This window comes from Serratia sp. FDAARGOS_506, from assembly GCF_003812745.1.
Lineage (GTDB): Bacteria > Pseudomonadota > Gammaproteobacteria > Enterobacterales > Enterobacteriaceae > Serratia.
The window spans coordinates 1,603,083-1,618,734 of sequence record NZ_CP033831.1; the positions used below are offsets into that span (position 1 = coordinate 1,603,083).

Below are 15,652 nucleotides of genomic sequence, written 5' to 3' on the forward strand. Positions count from 1 at the left end.
CCGGCGGCAAGCGCCGGGCGTTAACCTAACCTTATTCGCTGCTGTTCATGATGGGAAATTCTCTCCCAGGGAATGCTGTTGCCCGCAGTCAGCCGTTATGCGGAGAAATATAATAATGATGAAAAGCTTATTACCTCGTTCCATGACCCTGGCGGCGCTGGCGCTGCTCTGTAGCCAGGCACAGGCGGAAACGCTGCAAACCGGCAAGGACGTCGAAGCCCCCACCGCCAAATGGGAAGGGGTGGCGCTCGGCTTTGAGCCGCCGCAGCCCGGGCTGTTAGGGGATATGCTGGGGATCAGGCCGATCCTGGAGGATCACGGCTTCCACTATAATCTCGGCTACCTCAGCCAGCTGTCGTATAACGCCGGCGGTGGTTATAACCACGATAAACAGGCGTCGTACATCGACCAATTCTCGCTGACCTTCAGCCAGGACTTGCAGGCGCTGACCGGCATTCCGGACGCGGCGATCGAAGGCAATATCGTCAACCGCAACCATGACAACAACCTGACCCGCGATCGCTTGCAGGATCCGCGCGTCGGCCTGACCGATCTGTCGCAGGAGAGTTTTGGCGGGCAGTCGATTACCCGCCTGGGCTGGTTGACCTTCAGCCGTTCCTTCCTCGACAGCCGGCTGCAGTGGCGCATCGGCATGATGAACAAGGTGCAGGATTTCGATCAGATCATCCCCTGCGATTTTCAGACGCTGACGCTGTGCGGCGGCAAGTCTGCCAACTCGTTGACCTGGTACAACTGGAACGTGCATTACTGGGGCACCACGCTGCAATACAAGCTGACCGACGGCCTGACGCTCAAGGGCGGCGTGATGGAGCAGAACCCGAGCGCCCCCAGCCGCAGCCACGCCTGGAGCTGGTCCACCAAGGGCAGCAAAGGCTTCCTGTTGCCGATGGAGCTGGAGCTGAAAACCCATGCCGTCAACCAGCTGCCGGGGGTGTATAACCTGGGCGTGCTGTTCACCAACGCGCGCCAGAGCGATCTCTATGAAGGAGTATCCGGCGGGCCGGGTGCCAGCGATCCGCAGGGTTATCGCAGCCACGATCGCACCTGGTTCCTGTATACCGGCTTCAACCAGCAGGTAACGCGCCATGCGGACGACGTCAACCGCGGTCTGAGCGTGTTTTACAGCCTGGGGCTGGGAGATCAGCGCAGCAACTACCTGCACTGGTCCACTTCGACCGGCATTCGCTATCGCGGGCTGTTCGATGCGCGGCCGGACGACTGGCTGGGGCTCGGCGTCTCGGTGGTGAAGCTGAGTGACCGCTACAAAGACAATCAGCGTTATCTCAACCAGATGAGCGGCATCAGCGATTATCACGATCCGAACTACCGGCCGGTGCCGGGCCATTCGGTGACGGCGGAGCTCTATTACCGCGTTAACGTCACGCCGTGGCTGCAGCTGCAGCCGGGCCTGCAGTACTGGCATCACCCGGCGGGCGTCAGTGAGACGCAGGACGCCTGGGTGACGGCGTTGAAAACGGTGGTGACCTTCTGAATCAGGCCGCGTCGCTCTCGCGGTAGCGCCGGCGGGCGTGTTCGAACCAGCTGGCGGGGACGTTGTGCGGCGGCTGTTGCAACCTGAGCAGCCCCTGTTCAACGATATGGCTGGCCTGGCGCCACAGCGTCGGGTCGCCTTCGGTCAGCACCTCCAGCAGGCGCTGTTTCTCGATCAGGTAGGTCTGGGCGAAGTGGCTGTCGTAGTCCAGCAGCGAGCGGGTGTTGTCGATCAGATCCGCCAGCTTGATGGTTTTGGCCTGCGGCGACGCGCCGGCGCTGTGGCGCCGATCGCGGTTTTTACGCTCGAAGCGGTTGCCGTCCTCGGCGTGGCTGACGTTGGTTAGCATCCGCACCAGCTCTGCCACCTTCGGCCCGAAATGGCTGTCGATATCGCCGAGGGTGGTGGGCGTGTCTTCCACCGTGTCATGCAGCCAGGCGGCCGCCAGCATCTCTTCGGTGTGCGGTACGCTGCGCACCAGCTCCATCACCGCCTGCGGGTGGACAATATAGGGGTCGTTGGTGTATTTGCGGCGCTGATCGATGGCAGCATGCGCCTTGGTGGCGTAGCGGCGCGCGCGTTCTTCAAGCGTGTTCGTCATTTCCTTTCCCTCCGAGCATCCTCTGCATGAAAAAATGTAGCATACCTCACAAGAAATAGCTTGCGATTACATCGTGCGCTATCTATATTCACATGCATGAAAAGCACCGAGACCGAACAACCCAAGGCGAAGAACCTGCTGCAGCTCGATCAGCAGCTTTGTTTCGCGCTGTATTCCGCCAACCTGGCGCTGCACAAAGTCTATCGCAAGCTGTTGAGTCAGCTCGAACTCACCTACCCGCAATATCTGGTGATGATGGTGCTGTGGGAACGCGATCGGGTGACGGTATCGGATATCGGTGAGCGTCTGTTCCTCGATTCCGCCACGCTGACGCCGTTGCTGAAGCGGTTGGAAACCGCCGGTTTGCTGGTGCGTTATCGCGCCACCACCGACGAGCGGCAGGTGATCATCGCCCTGACCGAAGCCGGCCGCGCGCTGCGCGAGCGGGCGCAATCGGTGCCCGAAGCGGTGATGTGCGCCACCGACTGCAGCCTGGACGAGATCGTCTCGCTCAAACAGCAGCTGGAAAAGCTGCGCGGCAGCCTGATCGATCAGATTTGACCTACCGCCGCCGGACGCAAAAACGGCGCGGGTGGTCTACACTGGTTAATAAGTGTCAAAAATAAGTAGTGCACGATTTAATCGCAAAAGATAAATATGTGACCGGCTTTACCTCGTGGAAGCCGTAGTCATCTCGCCAACCAGCAAGAAGGAATGAACGATGTCTATTGAGAAAGTGGTTTACCGCGCTCACGCCACCGCAACCGGCGGCCGCGACGGCCGTGCGACCTCCTCCGACGGCGTGTTGGACGTGAAACTGGGCGTGCCGAAAGAGATGGGCGGCGCCGGCGGCGAAGTCACCAACCCTGAGCAGCTGTTCGCCGCCGGTTACTCGGCCTGCTTCCTCGGCGCGCTGAAGTTTGTTGCGGCAAAAGAAAAGGTCAAAATCCCGGCCGAAGCCAAGATCGACGGCACCGTCGGCATCGGTGAGATCCCGAACGGTTTCGGCATCGAAGTGCAGCTGGATATCTCGCTGCCGGGCATCGAGCGCAGCGTGGCGGAAGATCTGGTGAAAAAGGCGCACGTGGTGTGCCCATACTCCAACGCCACCCGTGGCAATATCGACGTGACGTTGAACGTGAAATAACGGTTTTCGCCGACGCTCTGGAAAAATGGAGGGGTTTCCCTCCATTTCTTGTTTTGTCCACCCGCCCATAGTTCACACAACAGGGTAAAAAAAACCTGTTTTGTGAGAATTCTCTTGATTGTTACCTGTAAAACCACGCTTATTGCCGGTTGGCTGAACCAGCAGTCGCATTGACTGTCTGAAAAACTCAGAACTGCTATCGCCCTCCGGAGCCACCGCACTACATGAACAAAATAAAATCGCTATCACAGCAGAATTTATCGTTATTGTTAGCGATCTATATCGGCATTTTTTTAAACCTGTCCGTTTTTTACCGCCGTTTTGACTCGCTTGCGCACGGCATTCAGGGGATTAAGCTTATTTCGGCGGTGACGGAAGTGATCGCCATCGTTTTATTCACTTTCTTTATCATGCGATTGGTGTCGCTCGGCGGCCGCCTGTTTTATCGCATCGTCGCTTCGCTGCTGGTGCTGATTTCGGTTGCCGCCAGCTACTACATGACGTTTTTCAACGTGGTCATCGGTTATGGCATCGTGGTGTCGGTGATGACCACCGATATCGACCTGTCGAAAGAAGTGGTTGGTCTGCACTTCGTGTTGTGGATGGCGGCGCTCAGCGCCTTGCCGCTACTGCTGATTTGGAAAAACAGCCTGCGTTACACTTTGATCGAACAGCTGAAAACCCCCGGCCACCGCATCAAGCCACTGCTGGTGCTGTTGGCGGTAGTGGCGTTGGTCTGGCTGCCGCTGCGCATGCTGGACGACGAGCAGAGCGTGCAGGAGAAACTTGCCAACGTCGATCTGCCGAGCTACGGCGGCGTGGTGGCGCACTCTTATCTGCCGTCCAACTGGCTGTCGGCGCTGGGGCTGTTCGCCTATACCCGTTATGACGAAAGCCAGGATCAGAGCACGATGTTCGATCCGGGCAAACACTTCACCTATGTACCGCCAACGGATATCGACGATACCTACGTGGTGTTCATCATTGGTGAGACCACGCGCTGGGATCACATGGGGATGCTGGGCTACGAGCGCGATACCACGCCGCGGCTGTCGAAAGAGAAGAACCTGGTGGCGTTCCGCGGCGAGTCGTGCGATACCGCCACCAAACTGTCGCTGCGCTGCATGTTCGTGCGTGAAGGCGGCACCGAGGATAACCCGCAGCGCACGTTGAAAGAGCAGAACGTGTTCGCGGTGCTGAAAGAGCTGGGCTTCTCTTCCGAATTGTTCGCTATGCAGAGCGAGGTGTGGTTCTACAACAACACCGAGGTGGACAACTATGCATTCCGCGAGATGATTGCATCCGAGAAGCGCAACGACGGCAAAGCGGTCGATGACATGCTGCTGGTGGACGAAATGAAGGAATCGCTGGCGCGCTATCCGAAAGGCAAGCATCTGGTGATCCTGCACACCAAAGGCTCGCACTACCTGTACTCGCAGCGTTACCCGCGCAGCTATGCGCGCTATCAGCCGGAGTGCATGGGGGTGGACGATTCCTGCACCAAGGCGCAGCTGATCAACGCGTTCGACAATACGGTGCTGTACACCGACAGCTTTATCAGTAATGTGATCGATCAGGTGCGCGACAAGAAGGCCATCGTATTCTATGCCGCCGATCACGGCGAATCGATCGGCGAAAATACGCACCTGCACGGCACGCCGCGCGAAATGGCGCCGCCGGAGCAGTTCCGCGTGCCGATGATGGTGTGGGCATCGGACAAATTCCTCGAAAACCCGCAGCACCTCAGCGCGTTTGAACAGCTGCAGGCGCAGCAGCGCATCGGCAAAACGCATCGCCACGTCGAGCTGTTCGACACCCTCCTCGGTTGCCTCGGCTACACCTCGCCGAACGGCGGCATCGTGGATAAAAACAACTGGTGCCATCTCCCACAGCATAAAACGGCGCCCGCTCGCCTGTAATCCCTCCCGCCGGGTGCCTCGTGCACCCGGTAATTTCACCCAATACATTCTCTTCATCAATTATTCCGGTGTGTGCATAAGGTATACTTGCGCACTTCCCCTCTAACCGGAGATTTCCATGACCCTGCGCGTGGCGTTTATCGACGATCATGACATTGTGCGCTCGGGCTTTGTGCAGCTGCTGTCGCTGGAGGCCGATATTCAGGTAGTGGGCGAGTTCAGCAGCGCGGCGCAGGCGCGCGCCGGCCTGCCGGGGCTGGAGGCGGAAATCTGCATCTGCGACATTTCGATGCCGGACGGCAGCGGGCTGGATCTGCTGGCGGACATTCCCTCCGGCATCCGCGTGGTGATGCTGTCGATGCACGACAACCCGGCGCTGGTGGAAATGGCGCTGGAACGCGGCGCCAGCGGCTTCCTCTCCAAGCGCTGCAAGCCGGAAGATCTGATCACCGCAGTGCGCACCGTCGCCGGCGGCGGCGTCTACCTGATGCCGGAAATCGCGCAGCAGCTGGCGCGGGTGAAGGTGGATCCGCTGACCCGCCGCGAGCGCGAAATCGCGCTATTGCTGGCGCAGGGCCAGGAGGTGCGCGAGATCGCCACCGCCTTGGGGCTGTCGCCGAAGACGGTGCACGTGCATCGCGCCAACCTGTTCGCCAAGCTGGGCATCAACAATAACGTTGAGCTGGCCAGACGGATGTTGAACCTGTGACACAGCGTCTGATCACCCAGCTGGCGCTGTTTTTCATCTATGCCGCCAGCGCGTTTTGCCTGTGGGGCATCGGCACCGCGCTGATCGATCCACCCTGGCAAGCGCTGTTGCTGTTCCCATTCGGCCTGCGCATGGGCATTTTGCTGCAGAGCCCGTACCGTTTCTGGCCGGGGATCCTGCTGGCCGATCTGTTGCTGATGGCGCTGCTGGCGGACCAGTTCGGCTACGGCCCGGCGCTGTGGGCATCGGTGGCGGTGCTGGTGTTGACGGTGCTGCTCAGCCTGCTGGCCTCGCCGTGGCTGTTGCGCCATCAACAGAGCGACAGCGAATGGCGCTGGCCGCTGTTGCAGGGCGCGGTGGTGGCTGCCGCCGCCTTGCTGCAGGCGCTGGTGTGGCAGCTGGTGAGCGGCGAAGGCGCCCGCGCGCTGCTGCTCGGCCTGACCGGCGGTTTCACCATCGCGCCGACCTGCCTGCTGTTGTGGCATTATCTGGCGCGCCAAATCTGGGTGCCGCTGGAGCCGGGGCTGATCCACAAGCCGGTGGAACTGCGCCTGGGCCACCTGGCCAGCTATCTGCTGCTGTTTGCATTCAGCATCTGGCTGCAGCAGCAGGTGAACGCCGCCGAGCTGCGCCGTTTCGCACCGTTCTGCCTGGCCATTCCCATCGTGTTCATGTCTTACCGCTATGGCTGGCAGGGCGCGCTGTTGGCGACGCTGCTCAACGGCGTGGCGCTGATGGTCAACGAGCCGCCGCAGCCCGAGTCGCACCGCGATCTGCTGCTCTCGCTGCTGGCTCAAAGCCTGACCGGGCTGCTGTTGGGGGCCGGCATTCAGCGCCAGCGCGAGCTGAATCAGCAGCTGCGGCTGCGGCTGGCGGAGAACCGCCAGCTGGCGCGGGCGCTGGTGACGGCGGAGGAGCAAACCCGGCGCGAGGTGGCGCGCGAGCTGCACGATGAGGTGGGGCAGACCATCACCGTTATTCGCACCCAGGCCAGCATCGTCAAACGCCTGGCGCCGGAGCCGGCGGTGATCGGCTGCGCCGACGCCATCGATGCGTTGGCGCTGCGGGTCTACGACGGGGTGCACGATGTGCTGACCCAGCTGTGGCCGGCGGCGCTGAACAACCTGCCGCTGTCGGCGGCGGTGGCGGCGATGCTGCGGGAGTCGCTGCCGCAGGACGCGTCGCTGGTGAGCAGCCTGCAATGGCAGGTGCCGGACGAGCTGCTGGATGAAACGCTGAAAATCACGCTTTACCGAGTGTGCCAGGAAGGGGTGACCAATGTGTGCCGCCACGCCGGCGCCAGCCGCCTGGAGCTGGACGCGCGCCTGCAGCCGCGCAAAGGCGCCGCGCCGCTGATCGCCCTGACCATCCGCGACAACGGCGTGGGCTTCGATGCAGACAAGCATCAGCCAGGATACGGCCTGCGCGGCATGCAGGAGCGCATCAGCGCCCTCGGCGGCAGCCTGCGGTTCACCGCTGAACGGGGCGCCTGTTTGAGTGTGATCTTGCCCACAGTTTCACCGACGCAAGCGCAAAACTAGGAAAAACTCCTAGCTGCGTCGGGAATCCGGCGTAAGCCTCCCGCGCGCGCGAGGAGCATCATAGCGGCACTTTATTCAATCCTCTGAGGTTCCACATGTGGTCTTTCCTTAAAAGCCGCTCGGACGCGCCGCAGGTCACCGATCAGCGGCAGATCGACGCCAGCTACAAATACTGGCGCATCCAGCTGATGTGCACCATGTACATCGGCTACGCCGCGTTTTACTTCACGCGCAAAAGCTTCAACTTCATCATGCCGGCGATGCTGAGCGATCTGGGCCTGACGATGTCCGACGTCGGCATCCTCGGTACGCTGTTCTACATCACCTACGGCTGCTCGAAATTCATTTCCGGCATGATCAGCGATCGCTCCAACCCGCGTTACTTTATGGGGCTGGGCCTGATCATGACCGGGGTGCTGAATATCTTCTTCGGCCTCAGTTCGTCGCTGCTGATGCTGGGTACGCTGTGGATCCTCAACGCCTTCTTCCAGGGCTGGGGCTGGCCGCCGTGCTCCAAAATCCTCACCAGCTGGTATTCGCGCTCCGAGCGCGGCAGCTGGTGGGCGATCTGGAACACCTCGCACAACGTCGGCGGCGCGCTGATCCCGCTGCTGGTGGGCTTTATCTCGCTGCACTTCAGCTGGCGTTACGGCATGATCATTCCCGGCATCATCGGCGTGGTGTTGGGGCTGCTGATGTGCTGGCGCCTGCGCGACAAGCCATCCACTCTGGGGCTGCCGAGCGTCGGCAAATGGCGCAACGACGCCATGGAGCTGGTGCAGGAATCGGAAGGCCAGGGGCTGAGCAACCGCGAGATCATCAAACGCTATGTGCTGACCAACAAGTACATCTGGCTGCTGGCGGTCTCCTACGTGCTGGTGTACATCGTGCGCACCGCGATCAACGACTGGGGCAACCTCTACCTGACGCAGGAAAAGGGCTATTCGCTGATGACCGCCAACTCGGCCATCTCGCTGTTTGAGGTGGGCGGCTTTATCGGTTCGCTGGTGGCCGGTTGGGGCTCCGACAAACTGTTCCGCGGCAACCGCGGCCCGATGAACCTGATCTTCGCCATCGGTATCTTCCTGTCGGTGGCGGCGCTGTGGCTGATGCCGGGCGTGACCTACCTGCTGCAGGCCTGCTGCTTCTTCGCCATCGGCTTTTTCATCTTCGGCCCGCAGATGCTGATCGGCATGGCGGCGGCGGAGTGCTCGCACAAGGATGCGGCGGGCGCGGCGACCGGTTTCGTCGGCCTGTTCGCCTACCTGGGCGCGGCGCTGTCCGGCTACCCGATTGCACGGGTGATGGAGATCTGGCATTGGAACGGCTTCTTCGTGGTGATTTCCATCGCCGCCTGCCTGTCGGCGCTGTTCCTGCTGCCGTTCCTGCGTGCGCAGACGCCGGCGCTGAAAACTGCCAACGCCTGAGTAAAATGCGCTGCGCAACCCCCGGCGCAGCGTATTCTGGCGCTTTTATCACCACTTGAAATGCAGGGGCAAAAAAGTGATTGACGCCTATAACCGCCAGCAGTAAGATGCGCCCCGCATCGGCGAGTAGCGCAGCTTGGTAGCGCAACTGGTTTGGGACCAGTGGGTCGGAGGTTCGAATCCTCTCTCGCCGACCACATTCGAAAAACCTGCTTTTAAAGCAGGTTTTTTTTCGCCCGTCGTTTATGAGGATGAGTACCTCCGCAGGAGGTTCGAGCCTCGCGGAGCGAGACAACGTTGCTTTAGCAACGGCCCGTAGGGCGCGCATCAGAGATGCGCGTAATCCTCTCTCGCCGACCACATTCGAAAAACCTGCTTTTAAAGCAGGTTTTTTTTCGCCCGTCGTTTATGAGAATGAGTGCCTCCTCCGACAATTGTCAGCTTCGCTTTATAGCGTGCGTCAATCCGCCGTCCTTGTGAAATATATTTATCCTTTATGCTTAATTAATTCACATTCCTTATTCCCATTAGGCTGTTTTTCTCATATTTAAATAAATTCATGCTTGCCAAATAAAACCCGGTTGATAGCGCTCTTGTTTTCACGTTTTTTTTACCTATAGTCTGAATGGACAACGCGGGGACTCTTATTCCCGCCGCGTGGGAAATACCGTGATTATTTATTAACGTTAATCTTCGTGGATTATTGCGGGATCATTTTGCTCCGGCAATGCGCAACGACGATTAACTCTTTTATGTTTATCCTCTCGGAATAAAGGAATCAGTTATGCGCAAATTTAATAAACCGCTGTTGGCGCTGTTGATCGGCAGCACGCTGTGTTCCGCTGCGCAGGCCGCCGCGCCGGGCAAGCCGACCATCGCCTGGGGCAACACCAAGTTCGCTATCGTCGAAGTCGATCAAGCGGCCACCGCTTATAATAATCTGGTGAAGGTAAAAAATGCCGCCGACGTTTCGGTTTCCTGGAATTTATGGAATGGCGATGCGGGCACGACGGCAAAAATTTTATTAAATGGCAAAGAGGCGTGGAGCGGCCCTTCAACCGGTTCTTCCGGTACGGCGAATTTTAAAGTGAATAAAGGCGGCCGTTATCAAATGCAGGTGGCGCTGTGCAATGCCGACGGCTGCACCGCCAGCGACGCCACCGAAATTGTGGTGGCCGACACCGACGGCAGCCATTTGGCGCCGTTGAAAGAGCCGCTGCTGGAAAAGAACAAACCTTATAAACAAAACTCCGGCAAAGTCGTCGGTTCTTATTTCGTCGAGTGGGGCGTTTACGGGCGCAATTTCACCGTCGACAAGATCCCGGCGCAAAACCTGACCCACCTGCTGTACGGCTTTATCCCGATCTGCGGCGGCAACGGCATCAACGACAGCCTGAAAGAGATCGAAGGCAGTTTCCAGGCATTGCAGCGATCCTGTCAGGGCCGCGAGGACTTCAAAGTCTCGATCCACGATCCGTTCGCCGCGCTGCAAAAAGCGCAGAAGGGCGTGACCGCCTGGGATGACCCCTACAAGGGCAACTTCGGCCAGCTGATGGCGCTGAAGCAGGCGCGTCCTGACCTGAAAATCCTGCCGTCGATCGGCGGCTGGACGCTGTCTGACCCGTTCTTCTTCATGGGCGACAAGGTGAAGCGCGATCGCTTCGTCGGCTCGGTGAAAGAGTTCCTGCAGACCTGGAAGTTCTTCGACGGCGTGGACATCGACTGGGAGTTCCCGGGCGGCAAAGGCGCCAACCCGAACCTGGGCAGCCCGCAGGACGGGGAAACCTATGTGCTGTTGATGCAGGAGCTGCGGACGATGCTGGATCAGCTGTCGGCGGAAACCGGCCGCAAGTATGAGCTGACCTCCGCCATCAGCGCCGGCAAGGATAAGATCGACAAAGTGGCTTACAACGTCGCGCAGAACTCGATGGATCACATCTTCCTGATGAGCTACGACTTCTACGGCGCCTTCGATCTGAAGAACCTGGGGCATCAGACCGCGCTGAATGCGCCGGCCTGGAAACCGGACACTGCCTACACCACGGTGAACGGCGTCAATGCGCTGCTGGCGCAGGGCGTCAAGCCGGGCAAGATCGTGGTCGGCACCGCCATGTATGGCCGCGGTTGGACCGGGGTGAACGGCTACCAGAACAATATTCCGTTTACCGGCACCGCCACCGGGCCGGTTAAAGGCACCTGGGAGAACGGCATCGTGGACTACCGCCAAATCGCCAGCCAGTTCATGAGCGGCGAGTGGCAATACACCTACGATGCCACGGCGGAAGCGCCTTATGTGTTCAAGCCTTCCACCGGCGATCTGATCACCTTCGACGATGCCCGCTCGGTGCAGGCCAAAGGCAAGTACGTGCTGGATAAGCAGTTGGGCGGCCTGTTCTCCTGGGAGATCGATGCGGACAACGGCGATATTCTCAACAACATGAACGCCAGCCTGGGCAACAGCGCCGGCGTTCAATAATCGGTTGCAGTGCGTTGCCGGGGGATATCCTTTCGCCCCCGGCTTTTTCACCGCCGAAAGTTTTTTTACGCCGCACAGATTGTGGCCCTAGCCGGAGCAAAACGCGGCCATCGGACTCACCCTTTTGGGTAATCCTTCAGCATTTCCTCCTGTCTTTAACGGCGATCACAAAAATAACCGTTCAGATATTCATCATTCAGCAACAAAGTTTTGGCGTTTTTTAACGGAGTTAAAAACCAGTAAGTTTGTGAGGGTCAGACCAATGCGCTAAAAATGACCGCTTAGCATAAATTTTCATGCTGGAACTGTTAACAAAAGGTTTTTTTTATGTTTGTTTGCTGTTTCTCACAGTCTGCGTAAATCCCCACTGGTTATATTGACGACACCCCAAACAGTTGGCAACTTGATAGCCTCAGGGGTAAGAGCGAGAGTTGTTTGAGTGAATTCCACGCGCTCAGACGTCCCCGCCGCGATGCGTTCCATCCGGCATTCTCTCCTTTTACGCCTTCTGCCTTCGGGCGCCGATCGCACAGGCCACGCAATAAAAAATACAGGTCTGGCGGCAATTACACACATCACATCACACAATGGAGCACTAACGATGACACGTTCCTTGGGTAAATCGGGGGTTCTGAAATTCGGCATTGGGCTGATCGCGCTGACCGTGGCGGCCAGCGTTCAGGCCAAGACGTTGGTTTACTGTTCTGAAGGTTCCCCGGAAGGGTTCAACCCGCAGCTGTTCACCTCCGGCACCACCTACGACGCCAGCTCGGTACCGATCTACAACCGTCTGGTCGAATTCAAAATCGGCACCACCGAACTGCAGCCGGGCCTGGCTGAGAAGTGGGACGTCAGCGAAGACGGCAAAACCTACACCTTCCACCTGCGCAAAGGCGTGAAGTGGCAGAGCAGCAAAGACTTCAAACCGACGCGTGATTTCAACGCCGACGACGTAGTGTTCTCCTTTGAACGCCAGTTGGATGCGAACAACGCCTATCACAAAGTGTCCGGCGGCAGTTACGAATACTTTGAAGGCATGGACATGCCTAAGCTGATCGCCAAGATCGAAAAAGTAGACGACAACACCGTGCGTTTCGTGCTGAACCGTCCGGAAGCGCCGTTCCTGGCTGACCTGGGCATGGACTTTGCGTCCATCCTGTCCGCCGAATACGCCGACGTGATGATGAAAGCCGGCACGCCGGAAAAAGTCGACCTGAACCCGATCGGCACCGGGCCGTTCCAGCTGCTGCAATACCAAAAAGACTCCAAGATCCTGTACAAGGCCTTTGACGGTTTCTGGGGCACCAAGCCGAAGATCGATCGTCTGGTGTTCTCCATCACGCCTGACGCCTCCGTGCGTTACGCCAAACTGCAGAAAAACGAATGCCAGGTGATGCCATACCCGAATCCGGCCGACATCGCCCGCATGAAACAAGATAAGTCCATCAACCTGATGGAGCAGCCGGGCCTGAACGTGGGGTATCTGTCGTTCAACGTCGAGAAAAAACCGCTGGATAACCTGAAGGTGCGCCAGGCGTTGACCATGGCGGTCAACAAGCAGGCGATCATCGACGCGGTTTATCAGGGCGCGGGCCAGGCGGCCAAGAACCTGATCCCGCCGACCATGTGGGGCTATAACGACGCGGTGCAGGATTACGCTTACGATCCGGCCAAGGCGAAAGAGCTGCTGAAAGAAGCGGGCATGGCCGACGGTTTCAGCATCGACCTGTGGGCGATGCCGGTACAGCGTCCTTACAACCCGAACGCACGCCGCATGGCGGAAATGATCCAGGCCGACTGGGCCAAGATCGGCGTGAAAGCTAAAATCGTGACCTATGAGTGGGGTGAATACCTCAAGCGCGCCAAAGCGGGCGAACACCAGACGGTGATGATGGGCTGGACCGGCGACAACGGGGATCCGGACAACTTCTTCGCCACTCTGTTCAGCTGCGCGGCGGCGAAAGACGGCTCCAACTACTCCCGCTGGTGCTACAAGCCGTTTGAAGATCTGATTCAACCGGCGCGCGCCGAATCCAACCACGACAAGCGCATCGAACTGTACAAGCAGGCGCAGGTGGTGATGCACGATCAGGCTCCGGCGCTGATTGTCGCACACTCCACCGTGTACGAGCCTGTGCGTAAGGAAGTGAAAGGCTACGTCGTGGATCCGCTTGGTAAGCATCACTTCGAGAATGTCTCTGTAGACTGATTTCGACCGCTTTACCGGAGACGCACGAATGGACTTGCAGGGGCGCAACAGGTTTGCGCCCCTGCTGACCAGTCTCCGGCGTATGGCCGTCGAATCGTTCAAAGGCATGTGAGCGTTAATAAGCCTGGCGGACGATGAGCTGCCGGGCATTGATACAGAGAGTTCGGGATATGTTGCAGTTCATACTCCGACGTTTGGGGTTAGTTATCCCAACGTTTATCGGCATTACGTTGCTGACTTTTGCATTCGTCCATATGATCCCCGGCGACCCGGTGACCATCATGGCCGGGGAACGCGGTATCTCCGCCGAGCGCCACGCGCAGCTGATGGCGGAAATGGGGCTGGACAAGCCGCTCTATCAACAATATTTCTCCTACGTGTCCAACGTGCTGCACGGCGATCTGGGCACCTCGCTTAAAAGCCGCATCTCCGTCTGGAGCGAGTTCGTTCCGCGCTTTCAGGCCACGCTGGAGCTGGGCTTCTGCGCGATGCTTTTCGCGGTGCTGGTAGGCATCCCGGTCGGGGTGCTGGCGGCGGTCAAACGCGGCTCGGTGTTCGATCACACCGCGGTGGGCATCTCGCTGACCGGCTATTCGATGCCAATTTTCTGGTGGGGCATGATGCTCATCATGCTGGTGTCGGTGCAGCTTAACCTGACGCCGGTGTCGGGGCGCATCAGCGACACGGTATTCCTCGACGACAGCCATCCGCTCACCGGTTTCATGCTGATAGACACCCTGATCTGGGGCGAGCCGGGCGATTTTGCCGACGCGGTGATGCACATGATTTTGCCGGCCATCGTGCTGGGCACTATCCCGCTGGCGGTGATCGTGCGCATGACGCGCTCCTCGATGCTGGAAGTGTTGGGCGAAGACTATATCCGCACCGCGCGCGCCAAGGGCGTTAGCCGCATGCGGGTGATCGTCGTTCACGCGCTGCGCAATGCGTTGCTGCCGGTGGTGACGGTGATCGGGCTGCAGGTCGGCACCATGCTGGCCGGCGCCATTCTGACGGAAACCATCTTCTCCTGGCCGGGACTGGGCCGCTGGCTGATCGACGCGCTGCAGCGCCGCGATTATCCGGTGGTGCAGGGCGGGGTGTTACTGGTCGCCTGTATGATCATTCTGGTTAACCTGCTGGTAGACGTGCTCTACGGCGTGGTCAACCCGCGTATTCGCCACAAGAAATAAGGGGCGCTCTCATGTCTCAAATCACTGAGTCTGCAGTTAAAGGTGCGCCGAAGCCGATGACCCCGCTTCAGGAGTTCTGGCACTATTTCAAGCGCAATAAAGGGGCCGTGGTCGGCCTGGTGTATATCGTTCTGATGTTGGTGATCGCGCTCGGCGCCGGGGTGCTGGCGCCGCATGCGCCGGCGGACCAGTTCCGCGATGCGCTGCTCAAGCCGCCGGTGTGGCAAGAGGGCGGCAGCTGGCAATACATCCTCGGCACCGACGACGTGGGCCGCGACGTGCTGTCGCGCCTGATGTACGGTGCACGCCTGTCGCTGTTGGTCGGCTGTCTGGTGGTAGTGCTGTCGCTGATCATGGGTGTAGTGCTCGGCCTGCTGGCCGGTTACTTCGGTGGCGCGGTGGACGCGGTGATTATGCGCGTCGTCGACATCATGTTGGCCCTGCCGAGCTTGCTGCTGGCGCTGGTGCTGGTGGCGGTGTTCGGGCCGTCGATCGTCAACGCCTCGTTGGCGCTGACCTTTGTCGCGCTACCGCACTATGTGCGTCTGACGCGTGCGGCGGTGCTGGCGGAAGTGAACCGCGATTACGTCACCGCTTCGCGGGTAGCGGGCGCCGGCGCGCTGCGCCAGATGTTCGTCAATATTCTGCCTAACTGCCTGGCGCCTTTGATCGTTCAGGCTTCTCTCGGTTTCTCGAACGCCATTCTGGACATGGCCGCTCTCGGCTTTCTGGGCATGGGCGCGCAACCGCCGACGCCAGAGTGGGGCACCATGCTCTCCGACGTGCTGCAGTTCGCGCAAAGTGCCTGGTGGGTCGTGACCTTCCCCGGCCTGGCGATCCTGCTGACGGTGCTGGCATTTAACCTGATGGGGGACGGTTTGCGTGACGCTCTCGACCCCAAACTCAAGCAGTAACAGAGG

Annotated in this window: 12 protein-coding genes, 1 tRNA gene and 1 other RNA gene; 13 read left to right on the top strand and 1 reads right to left on the bottom strand. The window is 59.3% G+C overall.

Annotated features, from left to right (window positions below):
* The first annotated feature begins 142 nt into the window (after window positions 1-142).
* Window positions 143-1,513 carry a carbohydrate porin gene (locus EGY12_RS07840; RefSeq protein ID WP_371415428.1) on the top strand — a complete coding sequence of 457 codons (1,371 nt, stop codon included), beginning with the start codon at window positions 143-145 and terminating at the stop codon, window positions 1,511-1,513.
* Between the two features lies 1 nt (window position 1,514).
* Here EGY12_RS07840 and EGY12_RS07845 read toward each other — a convergent pair whose 3' ends face one another.
* Complete coding sequence (locus EGY12_RS07845; RefSeq protein ID WP_123893067.1) at window positions 1,515-2,114, bottom strand: HD domain-containing protein; 600 nt, start codon at window positions 2,112-2,114, stop codon at window positions 1,515-1,517.
* A gap of 96 nt (window positions 2,115-2,210) precedes the next feature.
* On the opposite strand from EGY12_RS07845, the gene EGY12_RS07850 reads away from it, so the two are divergent.
* The 12 genes from EGY12_RS07850 to dppC all read left to right on the top strand — a co-directional run bounded on the left by EGY12_RS07850 (window position 2,211) and on the right by dppC (window position 15,646).
* A complete protein-coding gene (locus EGY12_RS07850; protein ID WP_049202597.1) occupies window positions 2,211-2,675 on the top strand; it encodes a MarR family winged helix-turn-helix transcriptional regulator in 465 nt (154 codons plus the stop codon).
* A 160-nt stretch (window positions 2,676-2,835) separates the two neighbouring features.
* Window positions 2,836-3,261 carry an organic hydroperoxide resistance protein gene (locus tag EGY12_RS07855; protein WP_004934114.1) on the top strand — a complete coding sequence of 142 codons (426 nt, stop codon included), beginning with the start codon at window positions 2,836-2,838 and terminating at the stop codon, window positions 3,259-3,261.
* 224 nt (window positions 3,262-3,485) lie between these two features.
* A complete protein-coding gene (gene eptB, locus EGY12_RS07860) occupies window positions 3,486-5,180 on the top strand; it encodes a kdo(2)-lipid A phosphoethanolamine 7''-transferase (protein ID WP_123893068.1) in 1,695 nt (564 codons plus the stop codon).
* A 118-nt stretch (window positions 5,181-5,298) separates the two neighbouring features.
* The gene (gene uhpA, locus EGY12_RS07865) at window positions 5,299-5,889 is read left to right on the top strand and encodes a transcriptional regulator UhpA (protein ID WP_123893069.1); all 591 of its coding nucleotides are present in this window, start codon (window positions 5,299-5,301) and stop codon (window positions 5,887-5,889) included.
* The gene (gene uhpB, locus EGY12_RS07870) at window positions 5,886-7,430 is read left to right on the top strand and encodes a signal transduction histidine-protein kinase/phosphatase UhpB (protein ID WP_123893070.1); all 1,545 of its coding nucleotides are present in this window, start codon (window positions 5,886-5,888) and stop codon (window positions 7,428-7,430) included. Before uhpA ends, uhpB begins: the two co-directional genes overlap by 4 nt.
* A gap of 95 nt (window positions 7,431-7,525) precedes the next feature.
* Window positions 7,526-8,857, top strand: coding sequence for an MFS transporter (locus tag EGY12_RS07875; protein WP_038875891.1), 1,332 nt, complete (start codon window positions 7,526-7,528; stop codon window positions 8,855-8,857).
* Between the two features lie 120 nt (window positions 8,858-8,977).
* A tRNA-Pro gene (locus EGY12_RS07880) sits at window positions 8,978-9,054 on the top strand.
* 34 nt (window positions 9,055-9,088) lie between these two features.
* A non-coding RNA gene (locus EGY12_RS07885) (RtT sRNA) lies at window positions 9,089-9,217 on the top strand.
* Between the two features lie 424 nt (window positions 9,218-9,641).
* A complete protein-coding gene (locus EGY12_RS07890) occupies window positions 9,642-11,333 on the top strand; it encodes a glycosyl hydrolase family 18 protein (RefSeq protein ID WP_123893071.1) in 1,692 nt (563 codons plus the stop codon).
* A gap of 601 nt (window positions 11,334-11,934) precedes the next feature.
* Entirely contained in the window at window positions 11,935-13,542 is a 1,608-nt protein-coding gene (gene dppA / locus EGY12_RS07895) for a dipeptide ABC transporter periplasmic-binding protein DppA (protein ID WP_019452584.1), read from the top strand.
* A gap of 170 nt (window positions 13,543-13,712) precedes the next feature.
* Complete coding sequence (dppB, locus tag EGY12_RS07900) at window positions 13,713-14,732, top strand: dipeptide ABC transporter permease DppB (protein WP_038874019.1); 1,020 nt, start codon at window positions 13,713-13,715, stop codon at window positions 14,730-14,732.
* A gap of 11 nt (window positions 14,733-14,743) precedes the next feature.
* Window positions 14,744-15,646 (top strand): dipeptide ABC transporter permease DppC, encoded by a 903-nt coding sequence (dppC, locus tag EGY12_RS07905; RefSeq protein WP_123893072.1) that lies wholly within the window; start codon window positions 14,744-14,746, stop codon window positions 15,644-15,646.
* Window positions 15,647-15,652: the final 6 nt, after the last annotated feature.

Bases quoted from the DNA above. Each gene is read 5' to 3' on its own strand.
- EGY12_RS07890 (WP_123893071.1), top strand. From the start codon at position 9,642: ATGCGCAAATTTAATAAACCGCTGTTGGCGCTGTTGATCGGCAGCACG.
- eptB (WP_123893068.1), top strand. From the start codon at position 3,486: ATGAACAAAATAAAATCGCTATCACAGCAGAATTTATCGTTATTGTTA.
- dppB (WP_038874019.1), top strand. From the start codon at position 13,713: ATGTTGCAGTTCATACTCCGACGTTTGGGGTTAGTTATCCCAACGTTT.
- uhpA (WP_123893069.1), top strand. From the start codon at position 5,299: ATGACCCTGCGCGTGGCGTTTATCGACGATCATGACATTGTGCGCTCG.
- EGY12_RS07850 (WP_049202597.1), top strand. From the start codon at position 2,211: ATGAAAAGCACCGAGACCGAACAACCCAAGGCGAAGAACCTGCTGCAG.
- dppC (WP_123893072.1), top strand. From the start codon at position 14,744: ATGTCTCAAATCACTGAGTCTGCAGTTAAAGGTGCGCCGAAGCCGATG.
- EGY12_RS07875 (WP_038875891.1), top strand. From the start codon at position 7,526: ATGTGGTCTTTCCTTAAAAGCCGCTCGGACGCGCCGCAGGTCACCGAT.
- EGY12_RS07855 (WP_004934114.1), top strand. From the start codon at position 2,836: ATGTCTATTGAGAAAGTGGTTTACCGCGCTCACGCCACCGCAACCGGC.
- dppA (WP_019452584.1), top strand. From the start codon at position 11,935: ATGACACGTTCCTTGGGTAAATCGGGGGTTCTGAAATTCGGCATTGGG.
- EGY12_RS07840 (WP_371415428.1), top strand. From the start codon at position 143: ATGACCCTGGCGGCGCTGGCGCTGCTCTGTAGCCAGGCACAGGCGGAA.
- EGY12_RS07845 (WP_123893067.1), bottom strand. From the start codon at position 2,114: ATGACGAACACGCTTGAAGAACGCGCGCGCCGCTACGCCACCAAGGCG.